The sequence below is a fragment of the Paenibacillus chitinolyticus NBRC 15660 genome (assembly GCF_000739915.1).
Taxonomy (GTDB): Bacteria; Bacillota; Bacilli; order Paenibacillales; family NBRC-103111; genus Paenibacillus_F; species Paenibacillus_F chitinolyticus.
Map to the genome: position 1 here is coordinate 859,638 of NZ_BBJT01000003.1, position 18,431 is coordinate 878,068.

14 protein-coding genes and 2 pseudogenes are annotated in these 18,431 nt (G+C 43.8%); 7 read left to right on the top strand and 9 right to left on the bottom strand.

The features are described from left to right. Positions 1–37: 37 nt before the first annotated feature. A complete protein-coding gene (locus PCH01S_RS09215) occupies positions 38–475 on the bottom strand; it encodes a hypothetical protein (protein ID WP_042228607.1) in 438 nt (145 codons plus the stop codon). A 378-nt stretch (positions 476–853) separates the two neighbouring features. Here PCH01S_RS09215 and PCH01S_RS09220 point away from each other — a divergent pair, with 378 nt between their 5' ends. From PCH01S_RS09220 to PCH01S_RS09240, 5 genes are all read left to right on the top strand, one after another. Further along, positions 854–1,165 (top strand): ArsR/SmtB family transcription factor, encoded by a 312-nt coding sequence (locus tag PCH01S_RS09220; protein WP_042228608.1) that lies wholly within the window; start codon positions 854–856, stop codon positions 1,163–1,165. Positions 1,166–1,502: 337 nt separating this feature from the next. Further along, positions 1,503–2,459, top strand: coding sequence for an LLM class oxidoreductase (locus tag PCH01S_RS09225; protein ID WP_042228609.1), 957 nt, complete (start codon positions 1,503–1,505; stop codon positions 2,457–2,459). 217 nt (positions 2,460–2,676) lie between these two features. Further along, entirely contained in the window at positions 2,677–2,973 is a 297-nt protein-coding gene (locus tag PCH01S_RS09230) for a DUF3219 family protein (protein ID WP_042228610.1), read from the top strand. Positions 2,974–2,979: 6 nt separating this feature from the next. Then, a complete protein-coding gene (locus PCH01S_RS09235; RefSeq protein WP_042228611.1) occupies positions 2,980–3,981 on the top strand; it encodes an LLM class flavin-dependent oxidoreductase in 1,002 nt (333 codons plus the stop codon). Between the two features lie 19 nt (positions 3,982–4,000). Next, a complete protein-coding gene (locus tag PCH01S_RS09240; RefSeq protein ID WP_053228682.1) occupies positions 4,001–4,513 on the top strand; it encodes an LLM class oxidoreductase in 513 nt (170 codons plus the stop codon). A 751-nt stretch (positions 4,514–5,264) separates the two neighbouring features. On the opposite strand, the gene PCH01S_RS09245 is transcribed toward PCH01S_RS09240, so the two are convergent. The 4 genes and pseudogenes from PCH01S_RS09245 to PCH01S_RS09255 all read right to left on the bottom strand — a co-directional run bounded on the left by PCH01S_RS09245 (position 5,265) and on the right by PCH01S_RS09255 (position 12,397). Beyond that, entirely contained in the window at positions 5,265–9,593 is a 4,329-nt protein-coding gene (locus PCH01S_RS09245; RefSeq protein WP_042228612.1) for a polysaccharide lyase family 8 super-sandwich domain-containing protein, read from the bottom strand. Between the two features lie 34 nt (positions 9,594–9,627). Next, positions 9,628–10,686 (bottom strand): Ig-like domain-containing protein, encoded by a 1,059-nt coding sequence (locus PCH01S_RS09250; RefSeq protein WP_042228613.1) that lies wholly within the window; start codon positions 10,684–10,686, stop codon positions 9,628–9,630. Between the two features lie 349 nt (positions 10,687–11,035). After that, positions 11,036–11,164 (bottom strand): annotated as a pseudogene (locus PCH01S_RS29685) (sporulation initiation factor Spo0A C-terminal domain-containing protein); the annotation flags it as partial. 498 nt (positions 11,165–11,662) lie between these two features. Further along, positions 11,663–12,397, bottom strand: coding sequence for a YheC/YheD family protein (locus PCH01S_RS09255; protein ID WP_053228683.1), 735 nt, complete (start codon positions 12,395–12,397; stop codon positions 11,663–11,665). Between the two features lie 142 nt (positions 12,398–12,539). On the opposite strand from PCH01S_RS09255, the gene PCH01S_RS09260 reads away from it, so the two are divergent. Both PCH01S_RS09260 and PCH01S_RS30345 read left to right on the top strand, forming a co-directional pair. Continuing rightward, positions 12,540–13,244, top strand: coding sequence for a M14 family metallopeptidase (locus tag PCH01S_RS09260; protein WP_042228614.1), 705 nt, complete (start codon positions 12,540–12,542; stop codon positions 13,242–13,244). Between the two features lie 98 nt (positions 13,245–13,342). Continuing rightward, complete coding sequence (locus PCH01S_RS30345) at positions 13,343–13,561, top strand: hypothetical protein (RefSeq protein WP_129112473.1); 219 nt, start codon at positions 13,343–13,345, stop codon at positions 13,559–13,561. Positions 13,562–14,186: 625 nt separating this feature from the next. Here PCH01S_RS30345 and PCH01S_RS09265 read toward each other — a convergent pair. From PCH01S_RS09265 to spoIVB, 4 genes and pseudogenes are all read right to left on the bottom strand, one after another. Beyond that, a pseudogene (locus tag PCH01S_RS09265) lies at positions 14,187–14,594 on the bottom strand (recombinase family protein); the annotation flags it as partial. Positions 14,595–14,893: 299 nt separating this feature from the next. Beyond that, positions 14,894–15,877, bottom strand: a complete 984-nt coding sequence (locus PCH01S_RS09270; RefSeq protein ID WP_042228615.1) for a tyrosine-type recombinase/integrase — start codon at positions 15,875–15,877, stop codon at positions 14,894–14,896. A 163-nt stretch (positions 15,878–16,040) separates the two neighbouring features. Continuing rightward, positions 16,041–16,835, bottom strand: coding sequence for a sporulation transcription factor Spo0A (gene spo0A, locus PCH01S_RS09275; protein ID WP_042228616.1), 795 nt, complete (start codon positions 16,833–16,835; stop codon positions 16,041–16,043). Between the two features lie 196 nt (positions 16,836–17,031). Then, on the bottom strand, positions 17,032–18,366 hold the full coding sequence (gene spoIVB / locus PCH01S_RS09280) for a SpoIVB peptidase (RefSeq protein WP_042228617.1): 1,335 nt from the start codon (positions 18,364–18,366) through the stop codon (positions 17,032–17,034). Positions 18,367–18,431 lie beyond the last annotated feature (65 nt).

Sequence of the window (18,431 nt, forward strand, 5' to 3'; positions counted from 1 at the left end):
GAGTTTTTTATGTGTTTTGTTCCATGTTCCATAGTATCTACTGCTTTTCGTTAAATTTCATCGTCTCCATTAATTGCTGAAAATTCTCCAGCGAACTTTTATAAGTTTCCGTATAGGATGAGTTCCTGATCGTATAAAATTGGGAGTCCGATTTGAATACGATAAGCGTATCAATTCTGCTGTTCCAATCCAGATGATTCTTGTAAGTCAATTGCACAGCGTCATGTCCAAACACACTTATTTGTTTTTCATCCAGAATATCATCGTTAGAAATAGCCGCCTTCTTTTTGACAAAATCCACGTATTGTTTGAGCGTAAAGTTTTGGGTCTGCTGGTTTTCGGGTTCATCGGCTATAAATAACATCGTATAATTAAAATACTTTAACGCCAAGCGGATATTTTTCTCATCTTCTATGCTGATATAATCTTGAGCTTGTTCATCCACTTCAGGTTGTATGGAATCAATTCCGGTCATATTTCTCCAGAGCCCGTATGCTGTAAAGCGGAACTTGTTATCGGTACAGTATATCAGAATATTTATGGTGTTTCACCTCAAATGTATTCGGCTTTACTTGCGACAAATGCAGTTGGTCTAATTCTTGGTTCCCAGGTTATTGGGCGGCTCAATCATTTGATGGCAGAACGCAGTTTTCTTATTCTTGCATTAATTCTTTCTTGTATTAGTAGTGTTTCAGCATTGTCCGTTATTCTTTTACACGGGACACCGTAAGTATTTCATTCTCTAAACGCTATCCTTTATTTGTGGAGCTTCAATCTACTGAAGAGCTATGGTGATAACTTTTTACGGCACAACACATTGACAAATTACAATATGTTAGTGTAATATGTCTCTATGGAGCAAATTGAAGTATTTAAAGCATTATCAAATGAGGCTCGTTTGCAAATTTTAGAATGGTTAAAGAATCCGGCAGTATATTTTTCTCCCCAAGAAGGGATTGATCTTGAAGAAATTGGGGTCTGTGTAAGTCACATCACGGAGAAATTAGGTATGAATCAGTCGACAGCCTCTCAGTACCTTGCAATATTACAACGAGCTGGTCTAATTACAGCTACTCGCATTGGTAAATGGACTTATTACAGAAGAAACGAAGATGCAATTAATCAAGTAGGGTTATTTTTGAAAAAAGAATTAAAAAAAGACTGAATCCAGGTTTCAAATCTGTTTTCAGTATTTTTTTCAGATTAAATATTTACAATTTGCGATATAACAATATAATTCTATAAATTAGAAAGGAGTATAAATAATGAGTAATGAAAAACAAAATTTGGTGCTGTCATTGGGGGTCTTGGTTGGAATCATATAGCGACATCCTCTTTTATTTACCCTTTATATATTGATATATTTTAATATATTAATGTGTTAGAATGCATATTATTATTTTGTTTCATATCATCAATTCGTAATATGTTGATTCATTATGTGTACTTTTGTGATTTCTGCTTTATTGCCTAACTACATTCATGTACGGAGGATAAGAAAAATGGATAAATTTGCTTCACATACAGGCTATTCAAACATGTTTAAAGAGAAGGAACTTACTCTCGGGTTGTATTTCCCTTTAGAGTCTTATGAGGGAAGTATCGCGGAGATGGATTTGGAACATCAAATGAACTTGGCAAAAAAGGCAGAAGAAGCACGCTTTGCTTCATTATTCGTTAGAGATGTGCCGTTAAATGTCCCAAGTTTTGGAGATGCAGGACAGCTATACGATCCATGGGTTTTTCTTGGTTACTTGGCTGCCCATACAAAACAGATTTCATTGGGTACCGGGAGTATTGTCACAACGCTACGCCATCCGCTGCACGTGGCCAAAGCAGCAGCTTCTGTTGATCGAATTTCTGGGAAACGACTTGTTCTTGGAATTGCTACGGGTGATCGCCCTAGCGAGTTTTCAGCGTTTTCAGTAGACCGAGAACAACGGAGTAATTTATTTCGAGAATCTTTGGATGTCATGAGAAAAGTGTGGAATGAAGAATTTCCGGAAATTCATTCACCAAGGCTGAACCTTCGGGGTGGCGATTTGTTACCCAAACCGGAATTAAAAGATATTCCAATTTTGGTAACGGGTCATTCGACGCAGACGCCAAAATGGATAGCAGAAAACAGTGATGGCTGGTTTTATTACCCACGAAATATAAATAATCAAGCAGCGCTTATTAAAGAATGGCGTACATTAACAAATATATTTAAGCCTTTTAGTCAGTCTTTATATATAGATTTATCAGAGAACCCGAATGAAGATCCCACTCCTATACACTTAGGATTCAGAACTGGACATCAATTTTTAATTGACTACCTCCATGCTTTAAAAGAAATCGGTGTAAGCCATCTTGCATTCAACTTGAAATATGGTCAGCGGCCGGTTGAAGAGGTAATCCAAGAATTAGGGGAGGAAGTGGTTCCATTCTTCCCGGCATTATCCAATAAAGAAGTATAAAGTTTTTCTGTTAGTTACGAGAAATGGCTTAAATCAGCGAGTGGCACGAGAAAAAGGCTACGAGGATCAACTGGACATTATATGTGTATTTAACAGAAAACACATATAATGTCCAGTTTCAATTTAATATTAGAGTGAGACAAAACTTTTTGATTCAACCAATATTTACAGTTTATCCATTTTTATATTTAATATTAACTGAAGAAGGAGTGTTTTTTTGGTGAAAAAGATGTTCTTGAATGGCACTTTGATTTATTTACGTAGTTATCAGGAAGAAAAAACAAATGGATTGCATAAAGTTTCAGTTGATTTTAACGTAACAAGTGAAGAATATCATGACATTTCGACTTTGCTCTATAGCGGAACATTTGACGTGGAGATTCCCGAGAGAGACTTAACATTTAGGGGAACCATTTATGAATATTCTACTTCCCTTACTAATTTGTACGTAAAGGACCAAGTCGGACAATATAAATTGACTTTGATGGAAGTAGGTCATGAAGCAAAGGGCTGAGTTGTAATGAGATTAAGTATTTTAGATCAATCCCCCATATCTTCAAATCAAACAGCTAATGATGCATTGATTGAATCAATGAAGTTAGCGCAAGCCGGAGAAGCACTAGGATATACAAGATATTGGATTGCCGAACACCATGGTTTACCTGGACTTGCCTGCTCTGCACCTGAAGTGATGTTAAGTTATATCGGGGCTAACACGAATCGAATTCGAATTGGCTCTGGGGCTGTTTTGTTACCTCATTATCGACCCTATAAAGTTGCAGAAGTATTTAATATGTTAGCTACTCTATTTCCGTATCGGATTGACATAGGAATAGGACGAGCGCCGGGTGGATCAGCTGAAGTGACGAACGCTTTATCTGACAACTTTTTGCAAAAAGTTTGGGAGTTACCTGCGTTAGTGAAAGAATTATTCCATTTTTTAGAGGATGATTTTTCAGCAGATCATGAGTATTCGAAGATTTCCGCGTCTCCCATACCTGAAAATTCGCCTGTGCCTTGGCTTCTTGGTACAAGTGAAAAAAGTGCGCTACTTGCAGCAAGAAATGGCATGCCGTATACTTTTGGTCATTTTATGAGCGACGATGATGGGATAGCTATCATCCAGGCATATAGGGATGCTTTTAGACCAAGAAAGGAAGCACAGGCTCCACAAGTCATCGTAACTGTTTCAGCCATTTGTGGAGAAACTACGGAACAAGCAGAAGAAATTGCAGAAAGCTTTCTCATCTGGTCTCTGCAAGGGGAGGGACATCAAGGTGTTCCCTCGATTAAAGAAGCTAAGCAATACAAGTTAACTGAAAAAGAAAAGGATTCGTTAAACAAAATGAGACAGAACATGATCATCGGCAATCCTCATGAGGTGAAACGGAAATTAATGGAGTTACAAACTAATTATCAAGCAGACGAAATCATGATCAACACAATTACGTACTCTCCGAAAGATCGGATTCAATCATATAGACTAATTGCAAAAGAGATATTTTCGAAAGAAAACCTTTGAATAGGTGTCTGCTAATTCAATGAATAGTGCTGCTAAATATGCGGATGTTATGCTGGCACCACGCCTCGATTTTGGACCTAGTCAGGATCCTTCTCTTCTTTTGAATTATTATTTTGAATATACTCTGAATTTTAGTAAAGATGTTAAAAGAAGAATAGCCTTAGAAGGATGTTCACCAGAAGATTTTTTCATCGCGTCAATACAAAGACCGATTGTTGGCAGAACAGAAAAAGAAGCAGAAGAGATGTTCCAAGAATTACAAAGTTTAAAGCCTTTCTACAAGATACCAAAACCTTTATTTTTCGGTTCAGCCGAGAAAGTAGCCGATCAAATTCAGGAGTGGTATGAAGCAGGGGCGATGGATATCTTAATCGTAAGACAGGAACATCCTTCGGGTTTAGAGAATTTTATTGAATTAGTTGTTCCAATTTTGCAGGATAAAGGCATTTTCCGTACAGAATACGAATCAAATACGTTACGAGGAAACTTGGGATTACCCTTTCCAGAAAATAGATACGCAAAAAGGTATTAGGAAATATTAAAATGACTAGTCGATTCTCAAAACGTGGGAATCGACTTTTTTTGTCTTAAAAGAAGCTTATAGACTATAAAGTTTCGTGTGGTGTAATAAGTAAATTGGGTAAGAGCATTTACTTGTTTATTTAAAAATATATAAACTACCCGCTTGCGGAACTCAAAATTCGGGACTGTCAATAGGCATCAGCATAGTCAATAGTTATTCACCTACATATCTTGAAATATGAATTTTTTAATGAATACCTGATTAAAGGAGTGGAATTAAATGTCATTTTTACAACCCCCGCCGCCTCCTCATCCTCCTGCATTCGTACAACCAAATCCCTGTTTATATAAACTAACTTATGTCCAGCTCTGGACTGGAGAGAAATTCTGGTTCTATCCAATTAGTGTAACGTACAACGAAGCTTCAGGTTATATATGGACTGGAGCATTCTGGGTCCGTTATCGGTTTGATTTAAGATTAGCTTATATTTTCGATTGTTCTCCCGTTCCAACTCTTTATTGAGCCGGCTATGTAACCTATTCAATTTTTGCTTATTCATTGAACTTGCTCTTGAGGCAACTTCGCGATATTCGTACGACCTTGTTTACCCATAAAAAAACTTACGGTAGACAACATAAAGAACATCTTGGCAGAGGTCTTCATTTCGTTGTCTACCGTAAGGGGATATTACCATCGTAAGAAACTACGTGAGAAGCTCCACTTTCTTTTTTTCAATATAAAGTGCTCTTTCGAGTCCGAACTACTTCCTCAAGGATAATAAATTCAGAAGAATGACAACCGCTTCCGCACGAGTTGCCGGTGCTAGAGGAGCGAATGTCTGGTTATCCCGACCTGTAACGAGGCCTTTGCTTACTGCAGCTGCTACCCATCCCCGTGCCCAGACGGGAATATCGGCTTGGTCAACGAAGGATATTAAATCTGGAGATTCTTCCGCCAAATTCAATGACTTCACCGCCATCATCGTAAGCTCTGTTCTCGTTATATCCTTTTCAGCACGGAATGTGTTGTCTTCATAACCAGAGATAATTCCCTTTTTAACCGCCTTCGCGATGTCCGATTTTGCCCAATGATCTTTTAGATCGTGATCGCTGAACGTAAGCTCGGTCTCTTCATTCAGCTTTAATCCTCTGACGAGCAAGGAGGTAAATTCGGCGCGTGTGATCTTCTTGTCCGGCTGGAATGATCCGTCCGGGTATCCTAAAATCAACCCTTTTTTAACAGCTTCTTGTATTTTTTCTTCTGCCCAATGTCCATTCAAATCATTTAAAACAACAGCTTCTGTGTTGTCTGTTGGAATTTCGGGCTGTACATGGCCTCCATTATCCGTACCGGTACCGTTGCCATTGCCATTACCGTTACCATTACCATTACCATTACCATTACTATTACCGTTATCGGTTCCGGTTCCGTTTCCATTGCCGTTACCGTTACCGTTGCCGTTATCTCCCGGGTTAGGTTTAACCGGACCAGGCCCTTCCGTTGAATCTTGGACGCTAAAATGAAGAGAACTCGGTGTCACCGTCATTTCGCTTCCCTGTTTATCGGCAAGGATCGCTTGGACCACCTCAATCTTGCCGCTTACAGCGTCCGTTGCTTTTTTCACTTTAAATGTAAGCTTCAATAAGTCGGCGTTCCCTTGGATTTCTTGTCCCTCGCCAGCAATCGCTAGCCGCAGACGTCCGGCGTCTTCCGCCTTCGACTTGAGTATGGATACGCCTCTTTGCATAGACTCGGCGGAGACAAACTCCAGCACATGAGCATCATAATCGAGTGTCAAGTCATGGGCATACATATCGCTCACAGCTTTTTTGATTCGGTAAGTAACAATGAGTGGCTCACCTTTAACTACGGATTGATTTCCGCTCAATTCAGTATCCGCGTTGGCTAGGACGACGGTCAATTTTTGTGCTTCTTCCATATTGCCGGCCTTGTCTATCGAGCGATATTCGATGTTTTGCACGCCTTTTTCTCGAATAATGACCTGACCTGCTTTAACTGCCATCCATTTCCCGCCATTGATTCGATACTCGCTCCTCAAAACACCCCAACCGTTCGGATCGTCCACCGCGGTAAAGTGTAGGGTCACGTCCTTGTAATTCTCTTGATCGGCTCCGCTATTTCCATCGACACGCACGGAGGTTGTAGGTGCTTTCGTGTCTTTAAGCAGCACTTCCAAATAAGCTTGGTATTTTCCTTCTTCACTTTTGCGGCTTCGAATCGTTGAAGCCAAGTTGCTTCCGACCTGCTGCAGAGCAAAGCTTGCCACTTTGTCCCCTTGCTGTTGTGTCATCACGAACGGAGTCACATCGAATTTACGCCATTGCTCCGGTGTTGTGAACGTAGCCACATCAATTTGTTTACCTGGGGCCGGCTTATTCGCAAAAGTTAAGGTTGTTTCTGTCCAGCTATCATCAGGCACCTCATAAACGCCAATATCCGAGATATTACCGCTTCCGTCTTTCGTCTCCCCATATACATTCAGGCTCACAGAATGAATTTCCTGTATAGAGGAAGGCAGCGCAAATTTCAGAAAAACTTTGCGGTCCGTGTTGCCGCTTCCGTTTCGAATATTTAGAAATCCTCTTGTTCCAAAATTGTTGTTCGCATCTGTCCCGCCATTAACGAATGTATCTTCCGTGACTGGAATTCGAACCTTTGCGGCCGGATCAGGTTCATAATCGGTTTCCCCAGGAAGCTCCACTTCCTGATCCGGGTTAATTTTCAATTGAATCGTATGGCTTTTTCCCAAAGAACCTCTAGTATCTACTTCCAGTTGCAGGGTTGGCAGCGTCCGCAATACTTTAACGCTAGGATCACTTGCAAGCACCTGCGAGGCGGCGGCCGCCAGCTCCACTTTCACTTTGGACTGGGATTGCGTCGGGTCTGACACCGAGATCGTAAGCTCATCGCCTTTTTCCTTCATCATGAGCGAAACAGGCTGATAAGCGCGTATGCGATCCAGCGTCCCCGGTACCCAAAAGTGAATGCCGGTCAAGCCCAATTTGGTTTCTTGAACCGCTTGGATTTTCGCCGTGTTGCTCAAGATACGCACATCCGGGTTTTCACTATAAGATTGGGTAGCCGCCGCATTTAAAGTAGGCAGCAGCACGTAGGAATAAGATTGATCGGTCGGCTTGGTTCCATGATCAATCGCTAAGCTTGCATAATTACGCGTGATGGTGTCCGTCGGGCCTGTTGGATTGATATCTCTCCACGAACCGCTTCTCGCCTCCCGTAAAGCGCTGACATTTGCCGTTTCGGGAAAATAGTAGCCGATATCGGCTCCGGCTGCCGTACCTTGCAAGTTGGCCCATTTCACTCCTGTAAGGTTCTTGGACCAGCCCAGATTACTCGGCATCGTCTCGCCGTTCACAATCAGCTTGTTGTCTCCCGCCGAATTAATCATCCGGTTCTCGACAATCGTTTCGACTTTCCGGCTATCGGAGGTTGTGATCCCCGCTCCCAATGCAACAATCTCGTTATCGAACATAAACCACGATTTTTTTCCCGTTAATTTACTTCCTGGCGGAGCCAAGTCCATTCCTGCCGCACCATACAACTGGTCCATCGATGCTCCGCCGACCCAGCTTTTCGAGGTTACTTTACTGCCTGTCCTTGGCAAGCCGTCAGAGGTTGTTCCCGGCATCCGATAGGAATCCACCGTCGGCCAGAATGCGTCTCTGAACTGAGCGGCATCGTTATTGTACAAATACGTCATGCCGTCGCCCGTGTACCAGCCCTTCGTATGCTCGCCGTTGATTCCTCCCTCATAGTTGGAAATCCGCGAGGACGACATGCTGATCGCATAGGCATATCCCTTACGCGCATGAACAACACGGTCCATCGCCGAAAATTGATGATGGACAATCAAATCCCCGCGAGGCACGACAGACGTGTCCTTCATTAAAGCTTTGAAAAGAACAAGGTCCCGAATCGGCATGCCCTCATATTTGTTGGACACACTTGTATCAGATAAAACCCATTCTTTTACCATGCTTTTGTAACGGGCCGCAAGATCAGGAGGTGCAAATTGTGACATCCGATTAATGGTCCACGCAGTTCCGCGGGTATTGTTGTTATACCGCGATACCGCCCGCCCGCTAACCATTTCCATCATATGTCCGCTGTAAATGAGCGGCTCGAACGAATTGGTGATCCAATCGTATGTATTCGCCAAATTCGGATCTTGAATCGGCCATGGCGAATCATTCAATATCGTCAAAAGCTTAGCCATATCGCCAAGCAGGACGCTTCCGTAACTTCCGGTATACGCAATATTGTTATGCTGAATAAAAGAACCGTCGGAATAAAAACCGTCGCCGCTTGTTACCGGCGGGAACACCGGGCTAATGGAGCTGCGCGCCTGAACGATTTTCGTTTCACTTTTGCCGATAACGCCTCGAATCAGTACCGCCAATGCTTTATCCAAAAGGTTTGCGCCTGTTTCTTTCAATGTGCTGCCCAGTCGTAGGGTGGGATCGGGTATAAACTTGTCAATCGTTCGGGTATAACGGGCAACTTGCTCAGGAGAAAGGTGATCATACATTAAAGTCATGATATCGCCGAGAGACAGCGGTGATCCGATTTCCCAGTCCCACCAGTTATTGTATTTCGCTTTATTCTCATTAAAACGATTCGTATACATCCAATCCAAACCCGCAATAATATCTTGTTTTAGCTGCTCATTTCGGTACAAGTTCGAGCCTTGAGTCGAGTAAGCAATCGCCATGTCTTTCAACCGGTTATAAGAAAGGGTAATATGGCTTGAATCCGTCGTACTTGCATAATCCGCCCACAACGATTTGCGGGCCGGGTCTTTAAGGAGCAGGTCCCAAAAGCCGTTTTTTTGGTCGTTGGTTACTTTTTTGGCGTTGGCCTCCACCGCTTGACGGATATCTTCATCGTTCAAATCGATTTGCTGGCCGCCCGTCAAAAACGCAAGCCACTTGTCCCTCATGGAATCAATCGGGTCCGGCTGCTGTGCCTGAACAGTAACGGGATAAGAGGTAAAAATGAGCGCCACTATCGTTAAAGCAATGACTGCAACTTGCAAAATGGATTTTTTCATGAAAATAAACACTCCTTTCGTTCATGTAACTGACTTATGGAAAAATCCGTTCCGTGAACCACATCAGGTCACTACGATCGATTTTATGGTCTCCATTCACATCAGCAGCCTTTACCGTATCCCAATCCGGGCTGCTTGTATCTTTACCGAAATGTGCGGCCGCCATGGCTAAATCACCGACGGTTATTTTTCCATCGTTCGTAAGATCACCTGGGATGCTTGCTTCTTTTACTGTAATTTCACTTGTAGCCGCAAAAGCACCGTCATCTGTCATCACCGTTACGATCGCCTTCCCCGGCTTCAAAGCTGTCAAAACAGCAAGAGAACCTTGAGCCTCCACCTGCACAACATCTTTGTTATCTACCCGCCACTGGAGCGATAAACCGCTTACATTTTCAGGCGTCACCTTGGCCGTTAAGACGGCAGTTTGCAACTTTTCCAGCGTTACGTTCGTTTGATCCAGCGCCAGGCCCGTCACGCTGTTCCATTTGACTAAAGAAATATCATCAAACCACACCGTGCCTGTCCCTGTTTCGAAAAACGGTTCCAGCCGGATATATTTCGCTTCCTCTGGAGTGGATATGATGACTTCCCGCTTCATCCAGTCCTGGGTTCCCGTTAATTCTTCCGTCGAGGGTCCGGACCCTATCTTGTCATCTTGCGTTTTCCCGTCAAGACCTTTGATGCTTTTAAATAACTGCGTTCTAACAAATACGCCGATGCCCGAATTGACATCCTTCGTTTTTACCCAAACACTCAGTTTATACGTTTGTCCACCCGTAATCGGTAAATCTTGAGAAAGACCCGTTCTGCTCAGTGCCGCATGTTCAAGCTGGACCGCTTGAGTCCCTGTATGGTAAACATCCTTGGTCACAGAGGCCTTTCCTGTTCCGCTTGCTAGCCATAATCCCCAACCAGCGGGTTCAACTCCGGCTTCCCACTTTCCTGCCCCAGACTTTACACTTTCAAATCCCCCATTTGAAACCAAATCCGGCTGCAGCTCGCTTGCATGGACTGCCGTCCCAAATGAAAGCGCCTGCATCATGAAGCAAAAAAACAGAAATACAGAGATTCTTTTGCTCATCGAAGTCATTCCACTTTGCTCCTCTCTCATTCTGAATTTACAAGAAAAAAATTCCTCTCAATAATCATAGAGAACTATTTAGCAGCGTCATAGTTCATTTTTTTGCTCTATCGTGAACGATTTTGACTTTATTATGTCTATTTTTTACCTTAGGATGGCATCTTTTGCAATTTAACAGGATTCATATGACCTGATTAAACTTTCTTTACTTCCTCCATTTGAAATTGCTTTTTGAGATTTGTCATCAAAAAAATACCGCCCTTCATTGGATTTTTGCAAACCCAATAAATAACGGTATTGGTTGGTAGGCTGCAAAGAATTTTAACGGCTTAGAATTACTGATTCGCTTCTAGCCCTCTTAACTGACCTTGTGCTCAATCCGCAGCTTATCTGTTACCATCGCGATGAATTCGCTATTCGTCGGCTTCGACTTCGCGATGTTGATCGTGTAGCCGAACAGGTGGCTGATGCTGTCGATGTTGCCGCGACGTTTTGGCCTGTTTTGATCGTATAAACCCATCCATCTCGACGAGTGTTTGTAGGTTTAGTGACCGTTGTTTGTTGGTCTATGGAGATTATATAATGCATTTCTAAGCGAGGCAATACGTAAGCCTATAAACTCTACAATGGGGGCTACGTTGTTTTACGAAAGGATAGTCATCACGATGACCGCTAATTGGACGAGCGGCATTAATGTCGTGGCTCCAACTGATTAGGAACCGGTCACGCTGTAGTATTGCTGCATGACGAAATGACATTGAATCATGGGCGTGTATAATCTCGTAATCCCTGTTTTTTTAAACGAATTTACAAGTGCCCCTCCATTAGTAACAACGCCAACTCGAAATCCTTTTGTTATTAAATATCGAGAAATAGATTGAATGTATTTCTCGGTTCCTCCAATATCTAACCGCGAAACCAGCATCAAAATTTTCACGTTTCCACCAGCCTTAATTACCGACTTGCTATCCAGAATTGTGAATGCTTACTGTCGACCATACGCTTTTTGATACCGACAAATCTTCTGGTATATGCTCTTATCCTTTAATGTCTTAAAGCCATAAATCGCGGGTTGAGGATTAGCTTCAAGTATCCACGGATGTAATTTACAGTCAATGCCAACATCTAAACCTAATTCCTTAATTCTGGGGAATGTTTTGTTTAATTGCTTAGCTGCTCGATACCCCAAATTTTCCAACCATTTCTTATACTCTGGAATGTTCGTCACATGATCTTTAAGTAGAACCTCAATTGGCTTGGAACTGCCACCTTTGCAGACATTAGTCACAATCTTCTTTGGATGACCTAAACGACCGATTACACCGGTGGTTTCCCATTTGCCGTTTGGGTTTTTCTGAACCATAATTCTCAGGTCAAAAAGACGGTTTTTATGTTTCATTAAATGGATTCCGTGCTGAATCGCATATTTTTCACTTTTTGTTTTAATATTGATGGATTTTGCCATGCTGTCAAATGACTCAAACGTCTTAGTCATTGTATTTATTTGGTACTTATATGAACCTGCCCCTAACTTTTCTACTCGAAATATGCCCTTGCCACCAGTTCCCCTGTTTGGTTTCACGTATACCATGCTGTACTTATTCAACATTGTTTTCAGCATCGACTCGCTATATATCTTTGTCTCAGGAACATTTCCGCTAAGTAGCTCATTGGTTTGTAAAGATTTACTTACGTTATTTTTAGTTATTAGTCCGCCCATTAACAGCCAACTCCCTGTCGAAAATTATCATTCGTATAAGAGTATGTGCTTTTTGTAGTGGCTGCTTGTGCTAATGCCCACGTTGCATATGGCCTGATTGGTGCGTACATTAGTCACTATATTTTGGAGGTGACTACTGCATATGCAAATAACGAAGCATCAATTAGCAAAAGGCACAAAGTTCGAAACGCCATATTACATTATCAAAGGTAATACAGCGGGGAAAACAGTGATGATTACGGCGGGAGTTCATGGAGATGAAACAGCAAATGTACTCGCGGCTAAAAAACTTGTGGATTTACTACAGAAGAACGTTCACCATATCGACAAAGGCACACTGATTATTGTTCCAATCGTCAATCAGATTGCTTATAAACGGCGTTTTAGAGGCATTCCTGATTTGAATCGGACTTTTCCATGTAAACCTAACGTTGCAGCACGTCACCCGCTAGCGTCAGAACTATTTCGGCTAGCTAAGCAATTTCAGCCTGAGTGGTACATTGATCTGCATGAAGCTAGGGGTTTTTCAAAAATAGACCCTAGTGTTCTAGGACAAACATTGCTTACGAACCCCAGAAGTGAGGCAATACCATTAGTAAAACGAATTGTAAATCATTTGAACCGTTCCATCGCTCAGAAATCAAGGCAATTTTCAATTCGCATACGTCACTTACCAGGTTCGGGCCGAACCGCTGCGTACCGCTTACTAAAATCAAACTCCATTACAGTGGAGACGAGTACCAGTATGCCTAAAGCTATTCGGGTAGAGTACCAGATGAAGATATTACGTTACCTATTGAATGAAACTGGATTAATCAAAGACGAAAGAACCTCAGCAACAGCGTAACTTTTAGTTTTGCTGTGCAGTTGTATCGAATCGCCGACACAATAAAATAACACTTCACATCTACTGGATTATCCTTTGTAGAAATTGAGGTGGTAGATATGGCTAAAATTGCAACAGACGTAGTAGTGATCGAATTTGTAGTTGTTGCTGGTGTAAGAAGGATACAAGAATTCCGCGTTATCGGTAGTGCTAAGCCGTGTCAGGGCTTCTTGGCAGTAGGCAAACGAGTAAGAGCCGCCGAACGTTGTTTGCTGACTCATGGTTTCAAGCTTCTGGCAAGCAGCCGCGACGTTCTGGTATTTACACGTCCATCGTAATAGCAACAGGACGATTGTCCCATCATAGGGCAGTCGTCTTTTTACGTTATTGCAAGAGGAGTATGTAGCACACGGGAACCGCCCCGCCAATTGACGGTTCCATTATGTGAATGGGTACGTGTGGAGGGTAATCCACGAGCTCGACAATAACATTGTATTCTGTATATCGAGGATTCGTAACGAGTAAGTACAGTACAGATGCCTAATAAAATCGGTCAGTAAAGCAGTAAACCGACACCTGTGACCGTATATCCCCAACGATGACAGCTAGTATCCAAGATTCAGCTTCACAAAACGGACACCCATGACTATGAAACGTTCTAGCGGAAAAACGTTTACCCCCGAGGTTCTGAAATCAACCACGAAAAATTTTCTATGGAAGGCTATAATGAAAGCGATCTGGACGGAACAGGGGAGCATATAGTCGGCTAGTCGGATGGTACCGTCTCGCGGCGATCAGTTACCGTCTAGGTTCGGAAATAGGCGTCCATGTGCGTCAATCACTAGGCGTATAGGCAAATACAAAGTGGGGTCGCTCTTGCAAAGGGGTGGCAGGGAGCAGCTTAGACTTACAAAAACAGACGAACCGTTCGCCAGTTCGTCCGTTAACGTCAATTCGAATAGTTTACTGCTCCTTAATCTTCGCATAGATCGTCGAACGTGGAACGCCTGTCATGTTCGATATTTCATTGACGCTTAGACCATTCTCGTCCCGTGCCGCGTACAGCGATAACGCCTTTTTAACCTGTTTCTCGTCCTGTCCTTTGCGTCCCATATGTGTACCCTTGGCCTTCGCCCTAGCACGGCCTTCCGCAGTCCGTTCGTTGATTAAGTCCTTCTCGAACTCTGCAACGGCTCCTAGCATCGTGAACATCAATTTACCGGCTGGCGTGGACGTGTCGATCTGCTGTTTTAGAATGACCAGATGTATGCCGCGTTCTTCTAACGACTTGGCGATTCGATGCAGATCAAACGTGCTGCGTGCCAGTCTGTCTAGCTTTGTAACAACCAGTGAGTCGCCTTCGCGTAGATACAGCGGCCTTTCTAGCATCGCTTCCTTCGGCAAGGAAAAAGTCGTTCAGGTTCATCATTGTGTATTCCTCCATTTGGGTTCATATTGTCAAGGCGTCTCACCTTGCATTGATGTTTCTGTTCCGTCATGAGCAAAAGTAACGGTTAGCAAAAAATAAATGCTAAGTCACGATATAATCGCCGCGGGAACGTCCGGCTCGTTCCTTGGCGTGAATCTATCTGTCTGGAAAAGGCCGAAAGTAACGGCTGTATAAAAAAAAAGCCCGAACCAAGAATGGTCGGGACGCGTTGTCGTATAAATTATCCTTGAATTTTCCAGCGGCCAAGCGGACTATGATTCTGATACTTCTTCGCGATTTCTTCCCGCGTCAAATCCATATACGCTTGCTCCGTAACGGTAACGGAACTATGACCTAATATGCGGGATAACGTATAGAAATCGCCGCCATTGAGCAGATACTGCCTTGCAAAGTTGTTCCTAATCTGATGGGGATGGACTTCAACGCCAGCATTTCGCCCGGCATCACGCAATTGCTTCTCGAACGATTGAACGCTAAGTGTCGTACCTTTCGTTGTCGGAAACAACAAACTCGTCTCCGTATAACGATCTCGGTGCTTTAGATACTGCTTCAATTCACGACCCATTACGTTAGAGAAGTATACGTAACGCTCCTTATTCCCTTTCGTCTTCGTAAGCAAGATCATCTTGTGCTTGAAATCAATGGCGTCAACGCCTAGTTCAAGACATTCCCCGATTCTCATGCCGGTATCCTGCAATAGCAAGACGATAATTTTATTCCTATACCCGTGGAATGTGGTGTAATCGAATTGTTCAAGCAGCTTGTTGAATTCGTCCTGATTGATTCCTTTCTTCTGCCTTCTGACTGTCTTGATGAGTGAAATATTGTCAACGGGGTTCTTGACTAACTCCCCTTCCTGTTGGAGCCAGTTGAATAACACCTTGATGTTTCGGATGTAGTTATTCACAGTGATCGTCGAGATCGGCTTCTTATAGTCTGTACGGTTCTCAGGAAAATTAACGAGTTTCGACGACTCCCGATTGACTACGGTATATTTTCCCCGCTCCTGCACATAGGCAACGTACTGACGAATATGACCCGTACGAACCTCCGTTATCTTCTCAACGCCATGTTCATTCTTCAAATATGCCAGAAACAACTTTAATGTCTGGTCATAAGATAAGATCGTCTTTCTCGACAAGTTCTTGTTCTGACAGAACGTCAGAAAATCCTCTACGTAAAATTCCAAATCCGTCATTTTCATACCGCTTTCCCCCATCTCGCGAACAAACACAAAAGCCCGATAAATCAAAATGATTTATCGGGCGAGATGTGAAAAGTTTATCGGCTTCAAAACAAGTTTATAGGTTTTTATATACTGGATGGAAGCGTAATCCAGCATCATCAAACCCACGTCACCCTTACTTTCAGCTCACCTTATGCTCAATCCGCAGCTTATCCGCCACCATCGCGATGAATTCGCTATTCGTCGGCTTCGATTTGCTAATATTCACGGTGTAGCCGAAAATAAACGAAATGCTGTCGATGTTGCCGCGCGTCCAGGCGACTTCAATCGCGTGACGGATGGCGCGTTCGACGCGGCTCGGGGTAGTTTTATATTTTTCCGCAATGGCGGGGTACAGCGTCTTGGTGATGGCGCCGAGAATTTCGATGTTGTTGTACACCATCGTGATCGCTTCGCGCAGATATTGATATCCTTTAATATGCGCAGGAACGCCGATTTCATGTATGATTGTCGTAATGTTAGCGTCCAAATTTTTGCTTTTCGGCATCTGAACGACATTCGCTTTAATGGAACTGGTTGACGTGATAGCCGGCTGGTTGCCCACCAGTTGACGGATGCGGTTCGTGAGAACCTCCATGTCAAACGGCTTCAAAATATAATAGGAGGCGCCAAGCTGCACGGCTTTCTGCGTAATATTCTCCTGGCCGAAGGCCGTGAGCATAATGATCCGCGGAGCCGGATTTAAGTTCATTTCGCGAAGCTTCTCGAGTACACCCAGGCCGTCCAGATGAGGCATGATAATATCCAAAATGAGAATATCAGGCACATCCTTCTGCGATTCCATAAAACGGAGCACTTCGTTTCCGTTATAAGCGATGCCTGCAATCTCCATATCTTCCTGTTCACTGATAAATTCGGAAAGTAAATGTGTAAACTCTCGGTTGTCGTCCGCTAACAAAACTTGAATCTTTTGCAACTTGAAAGCCTCCTTTATTTGTAAAAAAATCGAGGGTTTTCTAATTCCTTGTTTTATCATTTCGACACGCCAAATCAAATTCCTTCTGTCGAAAAATTATTTTCTTTATTTTTGTGAGCCGTTATTTTATAATAGAGTTTTATTTGGGTATTTCAACATTTTTCGACAAATCGTTTGCAAAAAAAAGAACCAAAGGCTAGCTCGCCTTCAGTCCTTTCGCATCTGATTCGGGCCGGAGCAGAATGCCTGCATCCTGGAGCATCCATTCGATAAAGCAGCCGTACCCGCTGGACGGATCGTTCACGAATACGTGGGTGACCGCTCCGATCATTTTGCCGTTCTGGATAATCGGGCTCCCGCTCATCCCCTGTACGATACCGCCGGTCTTCTCAAGCAGCCGCTTATCGGTTACTTTGATGACCATCCCCTTGGTTGCGGGGTTTCCCTGCTTGGCTACATGCACAACCTCGATATCGAACTTCTCCACTTTCTGTCCGCTCACGACCGTATAAATTTGAGCCGGTCCTTCTTTTACCTCTTCCGCGAATGCGACCGGAATCGGCGTTCGGGATAAACTATACTCAGGAGCTTGTTCCATTTTGCCGAAAATGCCGAACGGAGTATTTTTCTCAATCGTCCCGATCACCTTGCTGTCCCGGAAAATTTGCGCATGCTTCTCGCCGGGCTCGCCGTTCTGGCTTTTGGCAATCGACGTCACGTTGGAGTGAACGACCTCGCCGCTGCCGACCACAATCGGGGTCTGCGTGTCCATATCGGTAATCACATGACCCAAGGCACCGTAAACGTTCTGCTCGGGCGCGTAGAAGGTCAGAGTGCCCACTCCGGCCGCGGAATCGCGAATGTACAGGCCGAGCCGGTACGACTTATCCACGACGTCATAAGCGGGCTTCAGCTTCAGTTCGAAGCGCTGTTGACCTCTTTGAACCGTCAGTTCCAGCGGCTTCTTGCTTTGACCGGCTTTATTGACGAGACCGGATACCTTGGACACGTCCGCAGAGGGACTACCGTTGATCGCAACAATCAAATCACCGACCTGCACCTTCGCTTCTTCCCCCGGCGAGATCTTCTGCTTCTCGGTCACGGCGACCAGATGATGGCCTACAACCAGAATGCCGGCTGACTTGATTTTGACGCCAATGGTTTGCCCGCCGGGAAGGACTTTCAGGTCCGGCACGACATTGACCTTAACGGTCTTGAGAGGAATGGCTCCGAACAGCTTCAGTTTCATCTCGGTGTAGCCCTGCTGGTTGGACTGGAGGGAAATCGGATCTTTCAAATTAACTTGAAATGAGTGCCGGGAGTTCCCGTTAACCTTGACTATTTCGGGGTCTTCCACCGTAAGCATGGCGTTGACCGGCATGGAAAGCCTGAGTTCTTTGGCTTGCCCGCTAAAAAGCCGGAGCTCATCGGGGAAGGAGGCGAAGCTTTGGAAAGGGGCGGATACACTTAGGATACAAACAAAGAAAACGAGCAGGAGACCAATGAATCTTCTACGACGATTCGATTTCACAAGACACCCTCCTTCTGCTTTCTTGCCCTGACGAACCCTCGTCAAATGCGTACCCTTAAGGTATC

Bases quoted from the DNA above. Each gene is read 5' to 3' on its own strand.
- PCH01S_RS09215 (WP_042228607.1), bottom strand. From the start codon at position 475: ATGACCGGAATTGATTCCATACAACCTGAAGTGGATGAACAAGCTCAA.
- PCH01S_RS09220 (WP_042228608.1), top strand. From the start codon at position 854: ATGGAGCAAATTGAAGTATTTAAAGCATTATCAAATGAGGCTCGTTTG.
- PCH01S_RS09225 (WP_042228609.1), top strand. From the start codon at position 1,503: ATGGATAAATTTGCTTCACATACAGGCTATTCAAACATGTTTAAAGAG.
- PCH01S_RS09235 (WP_042228611.1), top strand. From the start codon at position 2,980: ATGAGATTAAGTATTTTAGATCAATCCCCCATATCTTCAAATCAAACA.
- PCH01S_RS09240 (WP_053228682.1), top strand. From the start codon at position 4,001: ATGAATAGTGCTGCTAAATATGCGGATGTTATGCTGGCACCACGCCTC.
- PCH01S_RS09245 (WP_042228612.1), bottom strand. From the start codon at position 9,593: ATGAAAAAATCCATTTTGCAAGTTGCAGTCATTGCTTTAACGATAGTG.
- PCH01S_RS09250 (WP_042228613.1), bottom strand. From the start codon at position 10,686: ATGACTTCGATGAGCAAAAGAATCTCTGTATTTCTGTTTTTTTGCTTC.
- PCH01S_RS09255 (WP_053228683.1), bottom strand. From the start codon at position 12,397: ATGGGCGGACTAATAACTAAAAATAACGTAAGTAAATCTTTACAAACC.
- PCH01S_RS09260 (WP_042228614.1), top strand. From the start codon at position 12,540: ATGCAAATAACGAAGCATCAATTAGCAAAAGGCACAAAGTTCGAAACG.
- PCH01S_RS30345 (WP_129112473.1), top strand. From the start codon at position 13,343: ATGGCTAAAATTGCAACAGACGTAGTAGTGATCGAATTTGTAGTTGTT.
- PCH01S_RS09270 (WP_042228615.1), bottom strand. From the start codon at position 15,877: ATGAAAATGACGGATTTGGAATTTTACGTAGAGGATTTTCTGACGTTC.